This window comes from Parasaccharibacter sp. TMW 2.1884 (genome assembly GCF_023337695.1).
GTDB classification, from domain to species: Bacteria; Pseudomonadota; Alphaproteobacteria; order Acetobacterales; family Acetobacteraceae; genus Bombella; species Bombella apis.
In genome coordinates this window covers 1-20,329 of sequence record NZ_QORR01000003.1, presented here as the reverse complement: position 1 = coordinate 20,329, position 20,329 = coordinate 1, and the positions used below count along the sequence as shown (strand labels likewise).

11 protein-coding genes, 1 tRNA gene and 1 pseudogene are annotated in these 20,329 nt (G+C 52.2%); 8 read left to right on the top strand and 5 right to left on the bottom strand.

Annotated features, from left to right (window positions below):
- Positions 1–41 precede the first annotated feature (41 nt).
- Both cas3 and DTI93_RS05585 read right to left on the bottom strand, forming a co-directional pair.
- Entirely contained in the window at positions 42–1,907 is a 1,866-nt protein-coding gene (gene cas3 / locus DTI93_RS05590; protein WP_249080039.1) for a CRISPR-associated helicase Cas3', read from the bottom strand.
- A 96-nt stretch (positions 1,908–2,003) separates the two neighbouring features.
- Positions 2,004–2,567 (bottom strand): annotated as a pseudogene (locus tag DTI93_RS05585) (CRISPR-associated endonuclease Cas3''); the annotation flags it as partial.
- Between the two features lie 1,636 nt (positions 2,568–4,203).
- On the opposite strand from DTI93_RS05585, the gene DTI93_RS05580 reads away from it, so the two are divergent.
- From DTI93_RS05580 to DTI93_RS05545, 8 genes are read left to right on the top strand one after another with little or no spacing between them, the layout of a single operon-like run.
- Positions 4,204–4,770 (top strand): hypothetical protein, encoded by a 567-nt coding sequence (locus DTI93_RS05580; RefSeq protein WP_143539963.1) that lies wholly within the window; start codon positions 4,204–4,206, stop codon positions 4,768–4,770.
- 53 nt (positions 4,771–4,823) lie between these two features.
- Positions 4,824–8,045 carry a virulence factor SrfB gene (locus DTI93_RS05575; protein ID WP_249079915.1) on the top strand — a complete coding sequence of 1,074 codons (3,222 nt, stop codon included), beginning with the start codon at positions 4,824–4,826 and terminating at the stop codon, positions 8,043–8,045.
- 48 nt (positions 8,046–8,093) lie between these two features.
- The gene (locus DTI93_RS05570) at positions 8,094–10,736 is read left to right on the top strand and encodes a virulence factor SrfC family protein (protein WP_249079913.1); all 2,643 of its coding nucleotides are present in this window, start codon (positions 8,094–8,096) and stop codon (positions 10,734–10,736) included.
- A complete protein-coding gene (locus DTI93_RS05565) occupies positions 10,733–11,740 on the top strand; it encodes a hypothetical protein (protein ID WP_249079912.1) in 1,008 nt (335 codons plus the stop codon). The genes DTI93_RS05570 and DTI93_RS05565 overlap by 4 nt, the downstream gene beginning before the upstream one ends.
- On the top strand, positions 11,737–13,698 hold the full coding sequence (locus DTI93_RS05560; protein WP_052349235.1) for a vWA domain-containing protein: 1,962 nt from the start codon (positions 11,737–11,739) through the stop codon (positions 13,696–13,698). Before DTI93_RS05565 ends, DTI93_RS05560 begins: the two co-directional genes overlap by 4 nt.
- A gap of 14 nt (positions 13,699–13,712) precedes the next feature.
- Positions 13,713–14,459 carry an ABC transporter ATP-binding protein gene (locus DTI93_RS05555; protein ID WP_249079910.1) on the top strand — a complete coding sequence of 249 codons (747 nt, stop codon included), beginning with the start codon at positions 13,713–13,715 and terminating at the stop codon, positions 14,457–14,459.
- A 37-nt stretch (positions 14,460–14,496) separates the two neighbouring features.
- The gene (locus DTI93_RS05550) at positions 14,497–15,801 is read left to right on the top strand and encodes a hypothetical protein (RefSeq protein ID WP_043561880.1); all 1,305 of its coding nucleotides are present in this window, start codon (positions 14,497–14,499) and stop codon (positions 15,799–15,801) included.
- 47 nt (positions 15,802–15,848) lie between these two features.
- A complete protein-coding gene (locus DTI93_RS05545) occupies positions 15,849–17,669 on the top strand; it encodes an SUMF1/EgtB/PvdO family nonheme iron enzyme (RefSeq protein ID WP_081562553.1) in 1,821 nt (606 codons plus the stop codon).
- 68 nt (positions 17,670–17,737) lie between these two features.
- Here the strand turns inward: DTI93_RS05545 and DTI93_RS05540 are convergent, their stop codons facing one another.
- From DTI93_RS05540 to DTI93_RS05530, 3 genes are all read right to left on the bottom strand, one after another.
- Positions 17,738–18,268 carry a hypothetical protein gene (locus DTI93_RS05540; RefSeq protein WP_143539960.1) on the bottom strand — a complete coding sequence of 177 codons (531 nt, stop codon included), beginning with the start codon at positions 18,266–18,268 and terminating at the stop codon, positions 17,738–17,740.
- A 113-nt stretch (positions 18,269–18,381) separates the two neighbouring features.
- The gene (locus DTI93_RS05535) at positions 18,382–18,897 is read right to left on the bottom strand and encodes a hypothetical protein (RefSeq protein WP_146046929.1); all 516 of its coding nucleotides are present in this window, start codon (positions 18,895–18,897) and stop codon (positions 18,382–18,384) included.
- A 1,312-nt stretch (positions 18,898–20,209) separates the two neighbouring features.
- A tRNA-Met gene (locus DTI93_RS05530) sits at positions 20,210–20,286 on the bottom strand.
- Between the last annotated feature and the right edge of the window lie 43 nt (positions 20,287–20,329).

The window sequence follows — 20,329 nt, the reverse complement described above, 5'->3', positions numbered from 1 at the left end:
ATGAGGAATAATGGGCTGGAAAAATCAATGGAATTACCAGATCAGGAAGAATGGTATATAAGAAGTCCTATATCACTCCTATAACAAACACCCTGACAGATAGCTCCATCTATTTCATGAACCGGGCAGATCGTGACGGCTTTCTTCTTCCATTGTGGCCAATATCTTTGAGCTTCCTGAATATCGGCCCTGTCCTGATCTGGAAGGTCCAGCCCCACAAGCCGCTTGCTCCTCACAGAAACTTCCGACAATGCCCATAGAGCTGCCAGCTCACTCCTGCCCAACTCATCCGAAGGAACTCCTTCGGCCTGTGCCCATGGGACAAGGCCATGGTCCGTCTGGCGGGCCAAAGCAAGAATCCGGGTTTCATCCCCAAGCCGGGTAGGATAGGTCGTATCATCCGCACCGCAGCCGCCCTTCCGGTAGCCATCTTCAATAGTGGCAAGATTCTGAAGAGCACGATGCCGCGCAGCCATGGCCTTTCCGCACCCTTCTGCCTCCGCCCCATCCAGTACGGAGGGCAGGTTTTCCACCTCATCGCCATGTACAGCTTCTATCAGGGAGCGCAAACCATCTGGGGTCCTGATCTGGCCAGCCTTGAACAGAACCGAAGCCGTCCGCCACATATCCGGCAATGAGTAAACCCAAGCCCCTCTCTCCAAAACTTTCTGCAACCAGCGGTCATCCTGCACTTCGGCAGGGTCTGGTGACAGGACCTTCAAAACAGGTGCCGGGACGGGACGCTGTGTGGCAGGCCGCACATCCATATGCCGCCATAGACGGCCAACACGCTGTATCAGGGAGCCAATCGGGGCCAGATCGGACACCATGACATCAAAGTCCAAATCCAACGAGGCTTCAACAATTTGTGTCGCAACCAGAACAAATCCCTTACGGCCAGCCCCATTCCGCCCCACACGATCCAGCACTTCCTGTTCCAGCTTTTTGCGATCACACAAGGCAAAACGGGCATGTAGCAGATGGGCCTGCACCCCCTCAGCCCGCAACGCATCAACCGCAGCAATGGCATCATCCACGGCGTTGCGAACCCATACACAGGCAGCTCCACCTGCTGCAGATTGGGCAATATATCGCACCGCCTCATCCATCGTGGAAAGCCGCTCCACCATGACAGGCCCTTTCTGGGGCCGGGCATCATCATCAAACTGTGTTACGGTCTCACCTCCGGCGACAGTTATGGCCGGATAGGCGTGAGATTCAGAAATGCCGCCGTACGTCTCCAGAAGGCGGGCCCGTAATTTGAGTGGCAGAGTCGCTGTCAGCAATATAGCTGAGCCCCCCATGGCCCTGTGCATCTGCAACAGAGCCACCAACTCTTCCGCAATATAGGGCTCACCCATTTCATGAACCTCATCAACCACCAGTATCTTGGAAGCAAGGCCATAATGCCGCAATGTCTGAAACCGTACCGGCAGAACGGACAGCAAAGCCTGATCAATCGTGCCGATCCCAACATCAGCCAACAGGGCCCGTCTATTATCTGAAGCCAGCCACTCAGCACTTGTCACGCCGGACTGATCATCAGATTTACCCGTCCTGCTTCCTTCATTGACAAGGTCACGAAACGGCACGGACAGACCGGCCCGACCGTGAGCGAGGGTCAAGGACGGGTTTGTAAACATCGTCTCCATGACCCGCCTGGCCCGCCCAAACATGGCATCAGCTGTGGCCATAGTAGGCAGAGCAAAAAACAATCCCCGCCCCTTCCCTGCCAGAATCATACGCTGCACCAGAATAAGAGCGGCTTCCGTTTTACCAACCCCGGTTTCGGCTTCCAGCACAACCAGTGCGGGGCCTTCTGGCAAGGCCAGAGAAACGCATGCCTCTTGCAGTGGCCTCAGTGCAAAATCAAACAACTCCCCTTCACGGGCTGTTGTTCCACTCAAGCCAGCTTCTTTCACGGCTTTTTGGGCAATTGCACGTGCCTCTTTCAGGTACGCCTCCGGTTCCAGCTCCAATTCCTTTGGAGAGAACCATGTCGTATTGGACCCTATCCAATCGGCTGCCGTACAGAACCCAGGCAGCCACCAGGAAAAACTTGTCGCCGCTTCTTCATCCAGGGAATCAAGAGAAGCCTCTGGCCAGAGCTGCCTGAAAATCTCCAACAAACGTTGTGCTGCTTCATGGCCATCTCCGACAGCCCGCAGGCACTTCCTCAGCTCCCGTCTCTGCAAGTTTGTCTGAGGAGGGCGGCCATGATGCCCGGCCACAGCCGCATATAAAACTTCCCGAACGTCTTCGGTACCGCCCAGCCACTCCGCCAACCAGTCATCTTCAGTCAGCAGAAGAATTTCAGTCAGTTCCCAGTGCGTGAATGGTTGATATGCCCCCTCACGTAACATTCCTCGAAATGTTTCACTGAATTTTCCTAAATCATGCAGGCCTGCCAGTGCAATAAAAGCCTGTTTCAATGCAGATGGCCAAGGCGATTCCGCAAGCAGCTGCTCAGCGACAGCCGCTACATCGAGCATATGATAAATTGCCGGATGTTCAATAGTTTCAGGAGGATGAGCACTCTTGGCGGGCCAATCAAGCCATTCTTTCATCTGATTTCTCTCCCCTGGACATACAACTATCGACCATGTCGAGCGTAACAGGCGATTGGAGAAGTTCAAATGAACTTTTGGGTCGCCAGACAAACACCAGCATTATTCCGGGCGGTTTTGATCATGTTGGGCTGAAACTGACTGGGAAGACGCATGAATACAAGGCCTTCCGTGACCTTGCTTCCCCCTCTGACATATCCTGCAGCCCCCCTCCTGACAGCTCCAGCTGCCTTGTGATGGGCACAAATGGTAGTTCCATCAGGACATGTCAAAAATGCAGTGCCAGACAGGTACGTCTCTTCCTCTCTAAGGACTTGACAGCTCCAAGAGCATAGAAGGTCTCATAAAGAAAATATAAAATAACTTCACTTTTTTGTAAAAAAACAGAACATGTCAATCTCGTCATGACCACTTTCTCCACAGGGGAAACTCATGCCATCCATTGCAAAGTTAACAACACAACAATATTATGACATGATCTGTCTTGGAAGATTATCAACGTCCCTACACCGAGAAGCCCCTCCATATGCCTTTTTCACGCATTAAAACTACACGAAATGGCCAATTTGAAACCTTGCGGGTGCAAGGCCAGCCCGTCACGGAGCTCTGGGAAGATATCCAGGATGTTCTGCAGGCATATGCTCAACAGTTTCCCAAAGCCCAGCATCTTTCCCTGGCACAACCTTTTGGCAACCCTGCCGATGGCACCATAGATTGGTATGGCCCTGCATGCTCTCCCATCCCCCCGGAAAAACAGAGCCAGATCAACCAGATTTATACACAGACCCGCGACTACATCATCCAATGGGCGAAACAGAATAGTGGCCGCAACATCGACCCGGATATCGTATCCCTACTTCCAACAGCCCTAACAATCCCCAACATCGACAACCTGTATTATAACCCCCATGGGCTCATTCTTACGGCTTGGGGGCATCGTGCAATTTCCGGCATGCTGGCCAAAGGCAACCTGCAGGGTAAAACCCTTCCCGACGTTCCCCCAGCAGCGCCCGACCCCGAGCCCCGCCCTGAACCAGAAGAAAAAACCACTTCCGAAGAGCCGGCATCCCAGCCCTCTTCCCCCCATGCATCAGCATCCAATGACCAGACCACCAGTCAGCAAAGAACCTCCCAGAGGTTCACCAGCAGCCACACTTTTACGCAAGAAAGACTTGTCATCCTTCCATGGTACCGCGTGTGGTACACACGATGGCTGGCCCTCTTTCCGGCCTGGCACTGGTTCCCCGCCCTGACATTCGGTCTTCCCCTTTTTCTCCTCCTCCTCCTTGCCCTGAGCACATCTCTGGGGCCTGCCTTGTGGGGAGTCGGGCTGGGCTGGGCGCTTCTTGCATCACTTCTTATCGGCCTGGGGCTCTGGGTGCGACGTTTCTGGCGGTGGGGGTTCGTTCTGCTGGGCCTCCTCCTGCTCTTATGGCTTCTGGGCACCTTGCTCATGGGGCTCTTTTCTGCACGGCACCTGTCTGCCCCTCCCGGCCTTGGCAGCATTAATGGAGTATCCTCCTCCATCGGAGGTGCTTGCAGTAACGGTCAGCTCCCTGTCCACACTCCTTTGGCACCCCCTGCCGCCCCTGTTCACACAGCAGTGCCCCTTGACGCACCACACAGACAGACTGCCATGAATGACCTTCAGACAGCACGCAGCCGGGGAGGCAACAAGGGAGCTCTGGAAATCTCTCTGGCCTGGAACGACCCCAGCGACCTGGACCTGCATGTCCAACCTCCTGCCGGTCAGGAAATCAGCTTCTCCAAGCGTGCATCACAGGGAGGCGTGCTGGACGTGGACGCCAACGTGGGAACGCCGACCTCTCCCATCGTACAGCATCCCATCGAGCATATCACCTGGCCGGTCCGTCCACAGCCCGGTACGTACAGCATCAGGGTCATCCCTTATCACATGCGCTCCAATGGCGAGCCTGTCCCATACCATGTGACCGTCTATGAAGACGGGCAGCCCGTCCAGGAATACAACGCAGAAGCCCGCACCGATAACGACCGGCAGAGCTTCAATTTCACCCTGCCCGAACCCCCGGCCGGTACGCAGGACCAGGGTGCTGGTCAGGCTCCTTCCCCTGCCCCCGATCAGGCCCCGCAGGCACCAATCGACGGGGATCATGCACCCCACCCAGGAACGCAGTCTTTGCCTGATGGCGGCAGTTCTCCTCCTCCCGCTACCTCGTTGTAAAAGGCACTCCCTTCCAAACCCGTCCATTCCTTATCCGATTTTGGGTTTTTATCATGACAGAACTTCTTCTCGTTCCTGACAGCCTGTTGCAGTTTACTACCCTTCATTTCGACCTGGCTTCATTCCGTGAGCGGGTAGAACAGGACTATATCTTCAGTCTTGTCTCCAACCCTGCCTCAAAAGAGCAGGAAACTCTGGTCATCACTCGCAACTCGGCAGGAAAACGGGTTGAAGGCGAAGAAATTTTCCTGAACCTCGAAGGAACCGTTGCAAAACTCTTTGAGGGACGCTGGATTCCACTGCCCTGGCTGAACACGTTCAGCGATAGTGACTCCCAGAAGAGACCTTCCAGCACAGAAGATCCAACAGACATAGTTGACCTCCAGGGCGGCCCTTCCAACTGGATTCGTGGTCGTCTCAAAAAAGATTCGACAACAAAACAATTCTTCATGGAAATTGTCATCGATACCACGATGGAGCGTACCCCCTCCAAGGACCCAGAAGGCAATCCCATCTACAACGGCCCCAAGCCGGATGACAACGGAGCAGCAACCTACGCACTGCCCCCCCTCACCAGGATCAAAGATTGGCTGAGTGTCAATCACTGGGTCCAGAATATCATCTTTGCCGCCCAGGCTGAGAGCGTGAAAGCGTATCTGCCTTCCTTTGATGATGATACACCGCCGCCTCCACGGCCTGGAGATCTGGATCACCGCCTTACAGCTCTTGCTGCCTATCTGGCCTTGCTGCAGGGGCTTACCGCCGATAAAGACCTGCCTGTCATCAAGTTTGTTGACAATGCAACAAAACCAATCGATGTCGATCTCGTCCTGGACCTGGGGAACTCCAGAAGCAGCGGTATCCTTATCGAGCAGAACGCCGATCAGGCACTCTCCAAAAATGGCCGGTTCGGCAACTGCCGTGTGCTTGGCCTCCGGGATTTGCGTGCTCCACAGACCATCCATTCCGGGCTTTTCTCAAGCCGGATCGAATTCAGCAACATAACATTCGGAGATGTCCGGCTTTCCCGGGAATCTGGGCGCGATGATGCATTCCTCTGGCCCTCTCCTGTCCGGGTAGGCGGAGAGGCCGAAGAAATGATGGCCGCCCGGGAAGGAACCGAAGGCTTTTCCGGCCTCGCTTCCCCCAAACGCTACCTTTGGGATCGCACTCCTACATCTCAGGGATGGTATTTCAATGATGCTCTCACCAGCGCGGAAGCCATTCCCCCCCATCCCGCCCAAAACCCACGGGTATCAGGCTCATTCCGAAGCAAACTTCATGAAATCCTGATGCGGCAGAACGAACGGGGCATCACAACATTCAGCACTGATTTGAAGGAAGAGCTATACGATGGTGCCAATGCGGGACCGGACATAACAGCCGCCAGAAAGGTGAAAGTCTGTCAGCTATCCAAAAGCGAGATTTCCATCCTCATGCTCAATGAGCTCATCCTGCAGGCCATAGCCTTCATGAACTCCCCGCAGGAACGCGAAAGTCGCGAGCAAAGCCGGACACCACGCCGGCTGCGTTCCCTTGTACTGGCTTTCCCGCCCGGCATGCCTCTGGCTGAGCGCCGCATCCTTACCAAACGTGCCCGGACGGCCCTCACCATGGCCTGGGAGAGCACCAGGCAGCAGGAAACATGGAAACAATTTGGGGACGCCTACACACAGCCACCTGAGCTTGAATGCAGCATAGATGAGGCAACAGCCACTCAGCTTGTCTGGTTGGAGAATGAAATAAACAACAAGATGGGCGGCAGTGTTGACGAATTTTTCCATCTCTATGGCCATGCTGCCTCCTCCGATGGCAAAGAACGCCTCCGCATCGCCAGCCTTGATATCGGCGGAGGGACAACAGACCTCATGGTGTGCGATTATCGGCGCAACAAACATGAAGAAATGCTCCACCCGCATCAGCTCTTCCGCGAGAGTCTGCGCATTGCGGGTGATGACCTGCTTGAAGACATAATTTCAGGGCCAATTATCACGGCCTTCATGAATCATTTCAGAACATATCATATTCCTGAGCCACGAGCTTTTTTTAATACCCTGTTCAAACTGGGTGCCGCAGACTCAACCATTCAGGAGGCAACGCAGCGACAGCTTTTCATTTCCACAATTCTTGAACCTGTCGCACTGAGCATCATTAATGCCTACGAAAATGTGGAAACGTTCTTCTCAGGAGAGCTGATAACAGGCCGCTTGCACGAGCTTCACCAGATTTCTCCGAAAGCCGCCGAACGCACACGTGATTATTTCAGGGCAGCCCTCAAAAAACATCTTTCCATTCACGGCACGCCTTCCTCTTCCGCTCTGACCAGATTTCTTGACCAGAACGATGACACGCAAGCTGCCAACGAAGATATTTTCGACCCTCTGGATGCCAGCATACATGTAACAACCGATGACATGGAAGGTATTATTACCAGAAGGCTGGGCCAACCCCTGCAGATACTGTGCAGTATTGTTCAGGCCTATGGCTGCGATGCCCTCCTGCTTTCCGGCAGACCTTCCAAACTGCCACATGTCTGCAGCCTGATCCTGAGCGCTCTGCCCGTGGCTCCGCAGCGTGTCATTCCCATGCATAACTATGTGATTACTGGTGACTATCCTTTCTCTGACAGCAGCAACCGGATTGGAGATCCCAAAAGTACTGTCGTGATGGGCGCCGTCATCTGGAAGAAGGCTTGCCGTGCGGAGATCGGCAATTTCAAATTGGCCTCCAAAACCAGATATGAAAAATCAACGGCGCATTTCATTGGCAACATGAAAATCAACGAAGGAACAATCATCCGTCTCTTCAACCCTCAAGAGGAAAACGGATCCCCTATCGCCTACGACCTCTCGAATGTCACAGCGGAAGACAAGCTGGAAATAAAGATCGATACATTCGAAGGCAGCATGATACTCGGGACAAAACAGCTCCCCAACAAGGACTTTCCCAGCAGTCCATTCTACAATCTTGCCCTGACATCCGCAGGACGGGATTTCCTTCAGCAGCGGCGCATTGACCTTAACAGCCCCCTGTCCCTTACGCTCTCCCGCACCAGAACCCCCTCCACCAGCGAAGCTGAACGGAAAGAGCTCTGTGAAAATCTGGTCATCACGGAAATTGAAGGCCAACCCACCACTCATGATGGCCCTCCCATAAAAGTGCCAGCCAGAGACTTCATCAGCGCAACACTACAGACAACCCTCACCCCCCAGGGACACTGGCGTGACACCGGCGCCATACACCTGACAACCATCCAAGACCAATCAACAGTCTGATCCGCCCTATCTCCCAGCCTCCTTCACCGCCCCAAGAAAGTCTACGCCATGGATGCCATATCTCCCGACGCCCTGAAGCGCGTATCTTCAGCACTTGCCACCACTGCAGAAACCCTTTCTGCCTGGATGGAGCACAACAAGCCTCATGCAAGGGAAGGGAGAGAGGTGCGTGCTTGCCTGCGTGCTGCGCAGGCAATCGATCACACCGCTGATGCACCCCAGACAATTGCCGTTTATGGAGCCTCCCAGGCGGGAAAATCCTTCCTGACCGGCGCCCTGACCTCTCCCGAGACCGGCCCCCTCATCATCGACTTTTCAACTGACCACCAGCTGGACTTTCTGAGGGAAATCAACCCGCCAGGCGGTAAGGAATCCTCCGGTCTTGTCTCCCGCTTTACCGTAACCCCTCCCTCCCTCCCCACAAACGTGGGTGCGGACACACCGATTTGCGTCAAACTGCTCTCGGCAAGAGATGTGGTCTGTATTTTAGGGAATACCTATTTCAGGGACTTCAAGCTTACCGAAGATGCTGTTAAAACCACTGACATACTTGAAACCATAAAAAACATCATCCCACGCGAAAAAAACGATCCGCAGCAGGACCCATTTTTTACGAAAAATGATGTTGAAGCATTGCAGGATTATTTTAACAGCTCGTTCCTCTCTGAAAAAAGCTATACGCCATTTTCATCAGACGGGACTGATAATGAATATTGGGCTTTTCTCGCAGAGAACATATCTTCATTTGATCTCGATACAGCCATAAAAGCTCTTTCTCCATTATGGGGTGGTCCGAGCTCGCCTTTCACCGATTATGCGCACAAACTGCTCAAAGCCCGCTTCAGTCTCGACAGGGATGAACTGGCTTTTTGTAATCCCGATGCCCTGAACGCCCCCAATAATGGCAGCATACTGAATGTTGAAACCCTGTGGGGTCCGGGAGCCAGCATGAATACCGCCCTGAAATCCCCCAGTGGAAAACTGGTTGGAATGGGGCGTGACGTTGCAGCGGCCCTCATCTCAGAGCTTATTCTCCCCTTGAAGGCAGCACGGTGGGAGTTCCAGAAAAAGCGGATCGATTTACTTGACTTCCCCGGAGCGCGATCCCGTGGGGAATATCCATCACTCAGCAAGGCCACGAACATCCCCGAGCTTTTTCTCCGCGGGAAGGTCGACTATCTGTTCCACCTCTATAAGAGCAACAATGACCTGACATCTGTCCTGTTATGTATTGGCGACAGTAACCAGGAGGTCGTTAGCCTACCGGCGATGATTGATGGTTGGGTCAACACGACCATTGGCGCTACGCCAGAAGAGCGCAGCACCCAGGATAACTCCTTATTTATCATCCTGACCAAATTCGACACGGCATTAGCCTCCACGCCAGGACGGCCAGATGATGGAGTTGAACGCTGGGACACGCGGCTCGACGCTTCTATCATCAATTATTTCAAAAACTCTCCCTGGCTTAATGCGTGGGAACCCGCCCAGCCAATATTCAATAACATCCAATGGCTGCGCTCCCCCACCTATGGGGATACGATCTACGATCGCGATGCCCAGAAAAATGAAACTACCATGCTCCCTGGCTTCAAGAGCCGACTGCCAAGCCTCAAAACAGGGTACGACAGTTCAGCAAAAGTCAGAACCTACATCAGGAACCATGACAAAGCCTTCGATGCCGTACTCAAGCCCAATGATGGCGGTGTCAGCTATCTTGCCGAGCGTCTCCTTCCTCTCGCAGAAAAAGATATCAAGACCAGCAAGCTGTATCTGAAGCTGCGCAGAATACTCCAGAACCTGCAGGAGACAGGGAAGAAATTCTACTTTGACAATTCGCAGGAAGCCGTTCACGCCGAAGCAGAGCGCTCCGTGGATAATTTCATCAGGGCAACCTGCCTCCCTCTCGCCCAGAAAGGACGGTTTGGCGTACTGCTCCAGCAACTCTCCCTCAGTGCAGAGCTTGTTACTCGGGAATGGATTGCCTTCAACAAAACCAAACCGCAGACCACTCACCAGGAAATTCAGTTACTTGAAAGTCTCCTCTCCCCCTCTCCAGCCGAGAAAAACGTGTCCGCTGACGCTGCACCAGAGGAAGATGATTTTGACCGTTTCGCCGCACATATCCTAAAATATTGGGAAGACCATTGCCGGGAAAAATTCTCTTCTGACAACATGAGTACCGAAAGGGAACGAAACTGGCTTCATGTCAACAACGATGCCTTCTCGCCTTTCCTGGCACAACTTTTCAAGTTGGCTGAAACGAACAATCTGGCTGGAGACATTGCCAACATTTTGCGCAACACATGTAAAAATGTCAGCAAGCTTGTCCAGAATGGCGAAAAACCTGGAATCCTTACGGCCGAGACCATCAGCAATTTTGTGACATGGCTCGGATATCCCCCCGTTGACAGAAAGGACGCCCCAGCAAACCGGCCGGTTTGTGAAAAAACGGGTATGCCAATCTTCCTTCTTCCCGCAGATCCAGCCGGGAAGCTCTATCCAGATCTTCCGAACATAGGCAATAGCGGCGTACTTTTCCTCCTGGACTGGGTCACCGCATTGAAGGCCCGTTTCCGGGAAGCCGGTCCGCAGTATGACGTGGAGGAGAATGCCAAGCTGGGCCAGTACCTGGAGACACTGAGCAGGCTCGACAATGCACATGATAACGGGAAAGACATAAACAGATGAATCAGATTACCCTTGCCGACAAAGCCATTCCATTACAAGAAGAAATGACTCTTGGCCTGGTCATTGCATCGGGTGACGTCTCGACGCAACAGAACGTCACTGTGCAGGTTGACGACACATTCCTGCCGGATTGCCCAATAATCTCGCACGACGGGCATATGGTCATTGCCCTTCTTCCGCGCAAGCAGGCCGAAGCCTGCATTGACCCGCTGGCCGCTTCCGCTGTCAGTATTCCGGCACTCGGCATAACAGAAGCAGAAATCGACTGGGTTGGCTTCCCTGCGAACAGACAGCCCCAGACGGCTTCACAAATCCTGCAAATGGCATCGGAGACAGAAGAAGAGCAATCCCAACAACAGGCAGCCTTCTCTCCGCCTCCTGCCGCCCCCCCCGAAGCCGTGCCTTTTCCACCACCTGATGCAACGGCCACCCAGCATCCTGCCGACGGGACGCCTGAAGACAAAAAGCCGGAGGATGCACCCGAGACAACGCAAGCGATGGATAAAACGCCTTCCTCCTCCAGGAAGAAGGGACTGCTCATCCCGGCAGGGGGGGCAGTGATCGCACTCTGTCTTGCCACGACAGGAGGATGGTTCTGGTTTCACAAACCATCTTTTCTCGCAACGCCTGCTTACCAAAACATGAGTCCGGCAGATGCCGTCAAGCAGCTGGTCACCCCGGCTGCCATTGGTCAGGAGGGGTGGCGACGTATCCGTGCAGGCCAGGGTGACGCAGGACTGCGGCTGCTTGGGTATGCAGCAACCAAACATGACCCGGTCTCCCTCCAGAGAATGGGAGAGCTGTATGATCCTGCCAGGTTCCGTACCGACGGCCCCATTCCTCAGCCCAATCCCCGGGAGGCAGCACGCTACTACCGCGAGGCCCTTCTCGCAGGAAATCAGGACGTTCGCAGTGAACGGGACAGCCTGCTCGCAGCCCTTCGCAAGAAAGCCGAAAATGGCGACCAGGAGGCCGCTTTCACCCTTCAGGAATACGCACGATGACCCCAACATTTCTTTCTGCCAGCACGCTGTTCTCCTTTTCTTCCAAAAAAGCCAGGATCATCACAAGACTGATGGGGTCCACCCTGTGCGGAATAATCGCCCTCACCGGGCAGCACGGCTTTGCCGCTCCTTTGCTGCAAAGGGCAGGGGGCACTCTTTATCAGCAAATACTTACACAGCCTGGGGCCATCATCACGCCAGATGAACACACCGAACAGGGCACCCCTTCTCCAGGATTTCTGGCCTATTACGTCTTTGCCAGGGCGAATGACAAACTTCAGATTGGCAGTACGAAAGATCATCCCAATGGCTGGATCAAGGCATCCCAGACACTCAGCTGGAATCATCGCCTGAATGCCCAGTTTGCTCCGCTGGCAGGTCGATCGCGCGCCATCTTCATGAGCACCCGGCAGGCCGAAGAGAATCTGCTGAATGGGAATGACCCTGCCGCCGATGCCCGGGCCATCCTCAGCGCCGGAGATCACCAGCCTCCCAACAGCCAGGCTGCCGCACTGGAACCTGATGCCTGGATTGATCAGAAAAAACATTTTTATCTGCTGCCCATCCTGGACGCACATAATAGCGAGCCCGATTATACCGGTGCCATGCTGATGCACGTCGCCGGGGCCACCTTGCCTCCCCCCCACGAACAGAAAAGCGACGCAGCACCCCCATTCCGCGCAGGTCTGGTCTTTGTCATTGATACGACACAGAGCATGCAGCCTTACATCGAGCAAACTCGCAATGCCATCAATGACATTGTCTCACAGATCAACAACGCTCCCCTGGGACACAATTTCCGTTTCGGGCTTGTAGGCTTCAGGGATCAGTCCAGAAAGGATGATCCCAGACTTGAATATGCCTCAAAAATTTTTGCAACTCCCGATTTCACCCAATCGAGCGATGCCATCACCAGTCAGATCGCTTCCGTCAACGAAGCACATGTCTCCTCCTTCGGCTTCGACGAAGACCCCATCGCTGGCCTGAAAACTGCCATAACGGATATTGACTGGTCCTCCATGCAAGGCCGCTATATCATTCTGGTAACCGATGCCGGTGCCCGCGATGAACACAACCCTCTAAGTTCAACCCACCTTGGCATCACCGACCTCAACCGTTTGGCCGAAAAACACGATATTGCCCTCTTCGTGATCCATCTTCACACACCCGCCGGGAAAAAGTTCAACGATACTGACCGGGCAGAAGCGCAATACCGAACTCTCTCGGCATTCCCGAATACGTCCAGTCTCTATTATCCCGTCGGTAATGGTACATCCGATAATCTGACGAATGATTTCAACCTCGTTGTCCGACAACTGACACAGGCGATTCTGACTCAGGCAAGTCACATTTCCGGTCAACATGGCAGCCAAACGACACCTGAGGGCCCCTCCAATGACCGCATGGCCATTGTAGAGCAGGCCATGCGTCTGCGCTACATAGGCCAACGTGACAATGCCAGCCTTCCGCCCATGATCGAAGGCTATGTTGCAAGCACCGATCCTGTCAGCAATAAAACTGCCTTGCGCGTCAATTTGTTGATGAAGCGAAATGAAATGAGCAATCTCGCCTCTTCGCTTGAAACCATTCTGGACCAGGGTGAACAAAGCCAGCTGGCTCCCGAGCAATTTTTCCAGCGGCTGCAATTTGCCTTCGCAGCCTCGGCCCGTAATCCGGATGCCCTCTCACATGATGGCGATGCCGCCCATGGAACACTGGGCAGCCTGCTGCCGGAATATCTGAATGGCCTTCCCTATCGGTCTCGGATTGCCCAACTCACCCAGGAGCGCTGGAATAGCCTGAGCGCCGGGGAACAGGACGCCATACTCAGCGACCTGCGTGCGCTTATTGAACGCTACAAGCTTTATGAAAGTGATACGGACGGCTGGCATTCCATCAACGGGGGCAATGATGAGGATGAAAAAGTTTATTCCGTAGGGTTGGATGACTTGCCTTGAACACAGCCCCAACCATGGTTCAGAGTGAAAGCTGTCCTGCCGATCCCCCCCTTCTCCACGCCGAAGCCTTGACCTGGCAGGCACCGGGGGGGGATTTTACGCTCGAGATCCCCTCATTGACACTGCACAAGAGAACATGCCTCGGGGTTATCGGACCATCAGGATGCGGGAAAAGTACACTGCTTGGTCTACTTTCGCTCGCCCTTCTTCCAACAAAAGTTCGCTGCCTCTCTTTGCTCGAGAGGCAGCTCGCCCCTTATCTTTCACCCGGGTCACACACCACAAACCGCAAGCGTGAACGGCTATTCACTACATTACGGGCCGAGCATGTCGGTTTCATTCCGCAAACCGGCGGCCTTCTGCCGTTCCTGACAGCGCGCGAAAATATTGCCCTCGCTTTGAATGTGCTGGAAACTCCCCCCTCCGGGCAGAGTGCTGAGCACATCGACATGCTTGCCGAGCGGCTCGGGATCATATCCTGCCTTGAAAAACTGCCCTCTCAATTATCTGTCGGTCAAAGGCAGCGTGTTGCCATCGCACGTGCCTTAATTCACACACCCCCTATCCTTCTGGCTGATGAACCAACAGCTCCCCTTCACCCTTCCCAGGCTGCGATCGTCCTAGATCTGCTACGCAATTATGCAGAAACACAAAACGCCGGCGTCATTGTAGTAAGTCATGACATAGACGCCCTACAGAAGGCCGAATTTTCACTGGTTCAGGCTCAGATGAAAGGGAATAAAACTATCATCCACAATTAACAATTTTCATATATAACTTTCTCTAAAGGAAACGCTCATGCCGTCCCGGGGTCACACGCACTTTCGTCACCTTCTTCTTGCCTGTCATCTAGCCTGGCGGGACCTTTTTTCCAATAAAATACTTGCCCTGTGTATTGTAAGTGGTCTTGCCAGTACTCTGCTGCCCATGTTGCTCCTTGCAGGATTGAAGGCAGGTCTCGTTGATCATATGCAACAGACTCTGCTGCACGACCCCTCGGCATTGGAAATTTCAAGCGCCCGAAATTATCCTTACTCCGAACAACAACTGGAGGCCTTGAGAACCGACAAGAGAGTGACCTTTCTCCTTCCCAAAACACGCACACTCGCCGCAAGCGTACGGTTACAGGCAACCAACACAACGTCAGTATTCGAGGGAACAGACGCCGAACTTCTTCCATCCTCTCCCGGAGATCCTCTTCTGGGAAAGAGAATTGAAATGCGCCTGGCAAAATTACATGCGCAGATTTCATCTCCAGATATCCCGGTTGTCATGTCCGCCCATCTGGCAGAACACATGCACCTTCAACCCGGGGACACCTTCGTCATGCTCATTGACCGACATGCCGCAGGCGCTGCAAAAATGGCTCGCATACAATTAAACGTTGCTGCTATCGCAGACGAGACCGTTACATCCCGCTTCCAGCTATTCGTGTCACTTCCTGTAGCGCAAGCCGCCGAAGAATGGCGCGAGAACACCAACCTCTCCTCCTGGCAGGAAGCTCTGACCCTGGGCGAACAAAAAGCAGCTGATTTCCTGAAAGCACGTACACCAAAGGCAACATGGCCCGGCTTCAGACTTTATGCGCGTTCACTATCTGACGTCATCACATTGGACAGAGATCTGACACATCAGGGGTTAAGCATAACCAGCGAGCTTCCCCGTGTTAAAACCATTCTTAATATCAATCAGCAAACAACACATCTTTTTCATCTCATGGCTTATATCGGGGCCATAGGCTTTGCCGTTACTTTGGGTACGGCCATTGCAGCGGAAACTGAACGAAAGAAATTCCATCTCGCAAGCCTGACATTTCTTGGACTGAATAACGCTCGTATCATCCCTGTCGTGCAGACCATTCTCCTGGCCACTGGAGGAACCTGCCTCGCCTTTTGCATAGCCTGGGGATTAAGCTGGCCCATGAATCGCATACTTCACAACACGTTTCTACAAGACGAAACGTCAGCATCCTCCATAAATATTACAATCGCCTTTGCCTTGCAGCTAGTTGCTTATATCATCCCAGGATCGACCATCATGGCCTGGGCAACAACACGCTCCCTGCACCGGGTTTCACCATGGCAAGGCATATGCAACTCCTGACAGCCTGTCATCATGATTGACATGCCTTTATAAGCAAAGGACCACCAATGTCTTATTTACATTTCACTACAGCAACAGAATTTTTAGCATTCCGAAAACCATCCCTGCGCATCATGGCCCAACTTCGCCCATCAGCGCCCGTCTTTGTCTTGTCAGCCCTGCTCTGTACAGGTCTCTCCAGCCACACAGCACGGGCACAGTGCACAACCTCCACTCCAGCACAGATCAGCTGGAACAAAGCCATCTATGACCCCAAGCCTTCACCAGATTCCGATGCCGAGGAACTGGTTCTTCCCATGCCCTGCGGAGGGGCCATGGTTTTTCGCCGTGTTGAAGTACAACCTACATCAGCCAGCACAGGAGATGCCGCTTTCATGGCAAACCGGCGGATCACAATTGGCCAGGCCATGGATTTGAAAAGTACTCAGGCCTCCCATAGCAATGGCTATAACCTTTTCATACATGAAGCCAATCTTGCCGCTCCCTTTACTGATAAAAATCAGCATCCTGTCTACTATATCGGAAAATATGAGGTAACCGCGGCGCAATATAAACTTGTCATGGAAGGTCAGGGGGCTCCTCCCCCTCAGCGCAGGAATTTTCCTGCCAGCAATATCTCCTTCCTGGAAGCACAGCAGTTTGCAGAGAAATGGACGAGCTGGCTCATGAAGAATGCTCCTGACCGTCTACCGAAGCGAGGAGACAAGCCCGGCTTTATTCGCCTGCCAACTGATGCTGAATGGGTTTTTGCCGCTAGTGGAGGGATCAAGAACAGTTCCCTGAACACACAACCTGCCCCTTGGCCACAACCGGGCAGCGATTGCCAGAATCAGATTGATGATTGCATTGTTGGCAGCAGTCAGGGGATTTCTACCGATCATGGCGTCATCCCCAAACCGATTGGATCACTCAATATAGCCAATCCCCTCTCCCTGTACGATATAGTCGGCAATGTCAGTGAGATGGTTCTTACACCCTACCAGATGAGGGCTTACCTGCATTACTGGAACCAGGGACTTACAGGCGGGACGCAAGTTTTCGGAGGCAGTGTCCTGAATTCCGCCAGAGACATTTCCAGCGCTTATCGTGCGGAATTTGCCCCTTATGACGACAATGGAGACGCAAAGCGTGCTCCTGAGGTCGGGTTCCGTGTTGTCATCGGTGCCATGACAATGAATAGCCTACAGGAAGCTTTGAAAGCACAAAAAGGGTTCGCTGCGCTGGTCAATGATGCTGCCAACGCTGATACCAGCAAAGTCAAAGAAGAGCATGCCAACGAAAATGATGCTCTCAAAAACCTTCAGTCTGCCCTGAGCCAAAGTGACCAGAACAAAGCTGAGCTACAAGCCCGTCTTACCCAATTGAACCAGGCTATGGAGGCTGCACGGGAGGCACAAAATCAGGCCAATGCAGAACGTAACCAAGCTGACCTGGATAGCGCTGTCGCCAACCTGACTACTCTGTTGACACTCAGCAAGCAGATCGCCTCGAACAGGATTGACATTGTCAATTATACGGCTTTCGTCAATGATCCTGACAATGCCCGTAACCCCAATCTGAGCATCTATAAAACCTCCATCTCGACAGAACAGGTTTCGCTTGATGATACAGTGAACGCTTACCTCGGCCTGTTAAAAACAGTATCCCGTAATAGCCAAAGGGATACCCGTCTGGAGGATGCCAAGACCATCATAGTAAACAATCTCAAAAATAATTATAAAGACCTTCCCCTTTCCAGGCGCCTCGACTGGCTAGACATAGCCATACAAAATACAAAAGACATATCCTCCGGTAAATCCCTCGATGCTGAGCGGGATATTATTGCAAAAATAGAACAGGCGGCTCATATGCATTATTATAACAGATAAGGAAAAAGCACAGGGATACTTCATATCCCTGTGCTTCCATAAAACTAGCAAAAACAATTTAAAATATTTTAAAGTGAATGAGTTTCAGCAGATTTCTTGTTGAGTTCGTCAACTTTAGAAGCATATGCTGCATTATCTATTTTAATGCTATAATCGAAATGACTCTTTATCTGAGACACATTCCTGATTTTTTCAATCAACTCTTTCATTTTATCGGAATCGCCATCAGCTTTTGCCTGATCATACTGCTGCTGCAGGGAAGCTTCCTGTCTAAGAAGATCATCACGCTGCGCTTTTTCCTTAGCAATCTTCTGTTGTAGCTGCGCCATTTCCTGACGTAGTACGGCAATCTGCTGATTGATGGACATTAGATGAGCATCTTGTATCTGAACAGCCTGTTCCTGCACGCTACGCTCATTTGTCAAAGCCTTTGTTCTTTTCTGGTAGCCTCCCCCAAACGAACAAGCCATCTGGGTAAACATTTCATCCTGTTTATTCGGGTCACAATCTGCTGCTGAGCAACCAGCCAAAAACAGCATAAGAGATGCTGTTGAGAGAGACACATACAATGAGCGTCTCTTTGAGACCTTAACAATCATAACATACCCCCTTTCATACAGAAAAACGCCTAGTAAAAATAATATACTAGGCGTTCTATCAAGAAAGGGAGCATATAAATATATGCTCCCTTCAAGATATATAATTTCAAATATTAATCGCCATTATTCTGAGCATTAGACTTTGCAAGCGCATCGCTCTTGGTCTGCTGCAGTTTGTTAGCCATTGCCTTATATTCCGCTACACGCTGCTTCTCATTTTCCAAAACAGCATTTTTACGAGCAATAACCTGATCCTGGGCTTTCGCAGCATCGCCTTCAAGACCATTTTTCTTGGCGACTGCTTCATCATAAGCCTTCTGGGCTTTCTGCACATTCGCCTGAGCGATACGCAGCTTTTTCTTGGTCGTGGCAATTTCAGCGTTCAAACCATTTTCCACAGCCTTCTGCTGCTCATTATTTCCCTTGGCTTGAGCATGCAACGTCTGAAAGGCCAGGCCAGCACCGGCACCAATCAAGGCACCTTTCTTTCCCCCGGCAACTCCTCCAATGGCGGCACCGTTGGATGCAGTCCCTGCATTTTCGATATCACTCAAGAATCCTGCATAACTACTCTGTGTCGAAAACGCAAAAACGGCACATGCTGTTATCGCAAAAATAGAACGACGCATACTCTGAAATCCTTCTTTAATGTTCCTGAAATATCAGGCACAGCCTCATGCTATCATTGTTTTATGTTAACACAAAATTTTATATTTTGACTTAAAAAGAAGGTTGAATACAGAATCAGACACTTGAGAGAAATTCTCTGGACAAGTCTGAAAGAATGAAGAACAGTGACAACCCACTACGGCGAGGGCATCCTTGCGACGGAAGCCGGTGCCCCCCTTTCATACCGTTCCTCCATATTCAGAAAGAACACGGAGAGAGTATCTCCCTAGGCAACTCTGATTTGGGCAACCAAGCAGCCCACTGGCCGAAAGTTACGAAAGCCTGGACATGAAAAAGACACAGTTTTTCGGCTACACAGCCATGACATTGGCTGGCACCGAAGCGCAATCTATGGCGATATCCCTGTTTTCAACGGAGCCTTCAAGGCAAAAGAAGAATACGCCTTAGAGTTCCAATCCGATCCCTGACAGGAAAAGCATTTTCCAGAAATGATGGTGAAAAGAATAACCGAACAGCATCTTCCCTAAGGGAAGATTTCATACACGACACGGTTCAATCTAGTTAGAACGGCTGACACTGTTCATGGTTTTCCAAAAGGAGATAGGCCATGGATCACAAGAAAAACCCACTGTTTCGGTCTGCGGCCTAATCCTGAAATCCCATTTCATTCAGTTCCTTGATGACAGGAACAAGCTGCCAAGCGTTAACTATTTTAGTTCCAGACCTACGCAGATCGATGCACAGTATCTTAAGCTTGAATGAGGCTGGCACTATCTCTCCGTCTCTGGCCCCATCATGGCAAAAAGGACCGCTAGTCAGCAAAGCTCACCATATTGACGTCCACCTATTTGAAGAACATGGCAAAACTGCTGCAATTCGTTCTTGATAAAAGGACAGTGTCCCAGCGCTCTGTTCAGCTCCTCCCGAGAAGCTTTATACGCCCGACCATTTCAAAACCATTATTCTTGATGATAATCTTATCCGACAGCCTACCTCAGAAAAGCTTACACTTCTCTCAAATGGCGTTGAATGGCCCTTATATGCGCATAATGACAAGCGCCACTGCTGCCAATAGGGTAACCCAGAACCCAAATCCAAACGTAATCTGGGATATCACCTTCCTGGCCAACACTCCCGGGTCAGGCATTGAGAGCGCTTGCTGGGCAGAAAATTGCCCGAACAATCCACCCAAACCATTCATGAGCCCATTTGTAGAGCTCTGCAGGCACGCTTCCCCACAACATAGCTCTACTGTTAACAAGCAATATGCCGATGGTTCCGTATCAACTTGTTTGGGAGTATTCGTGGGTATGGATGCGGGGGTAGGATTTGAACCTACGACCTTCAGGTTATGAGCCTGACGAGCTACCGGGCTGCTCCACCCCGCGTTGGTGGGTGGTTTTTATGGGGGTGGGTGAGCGAGGGGACCTG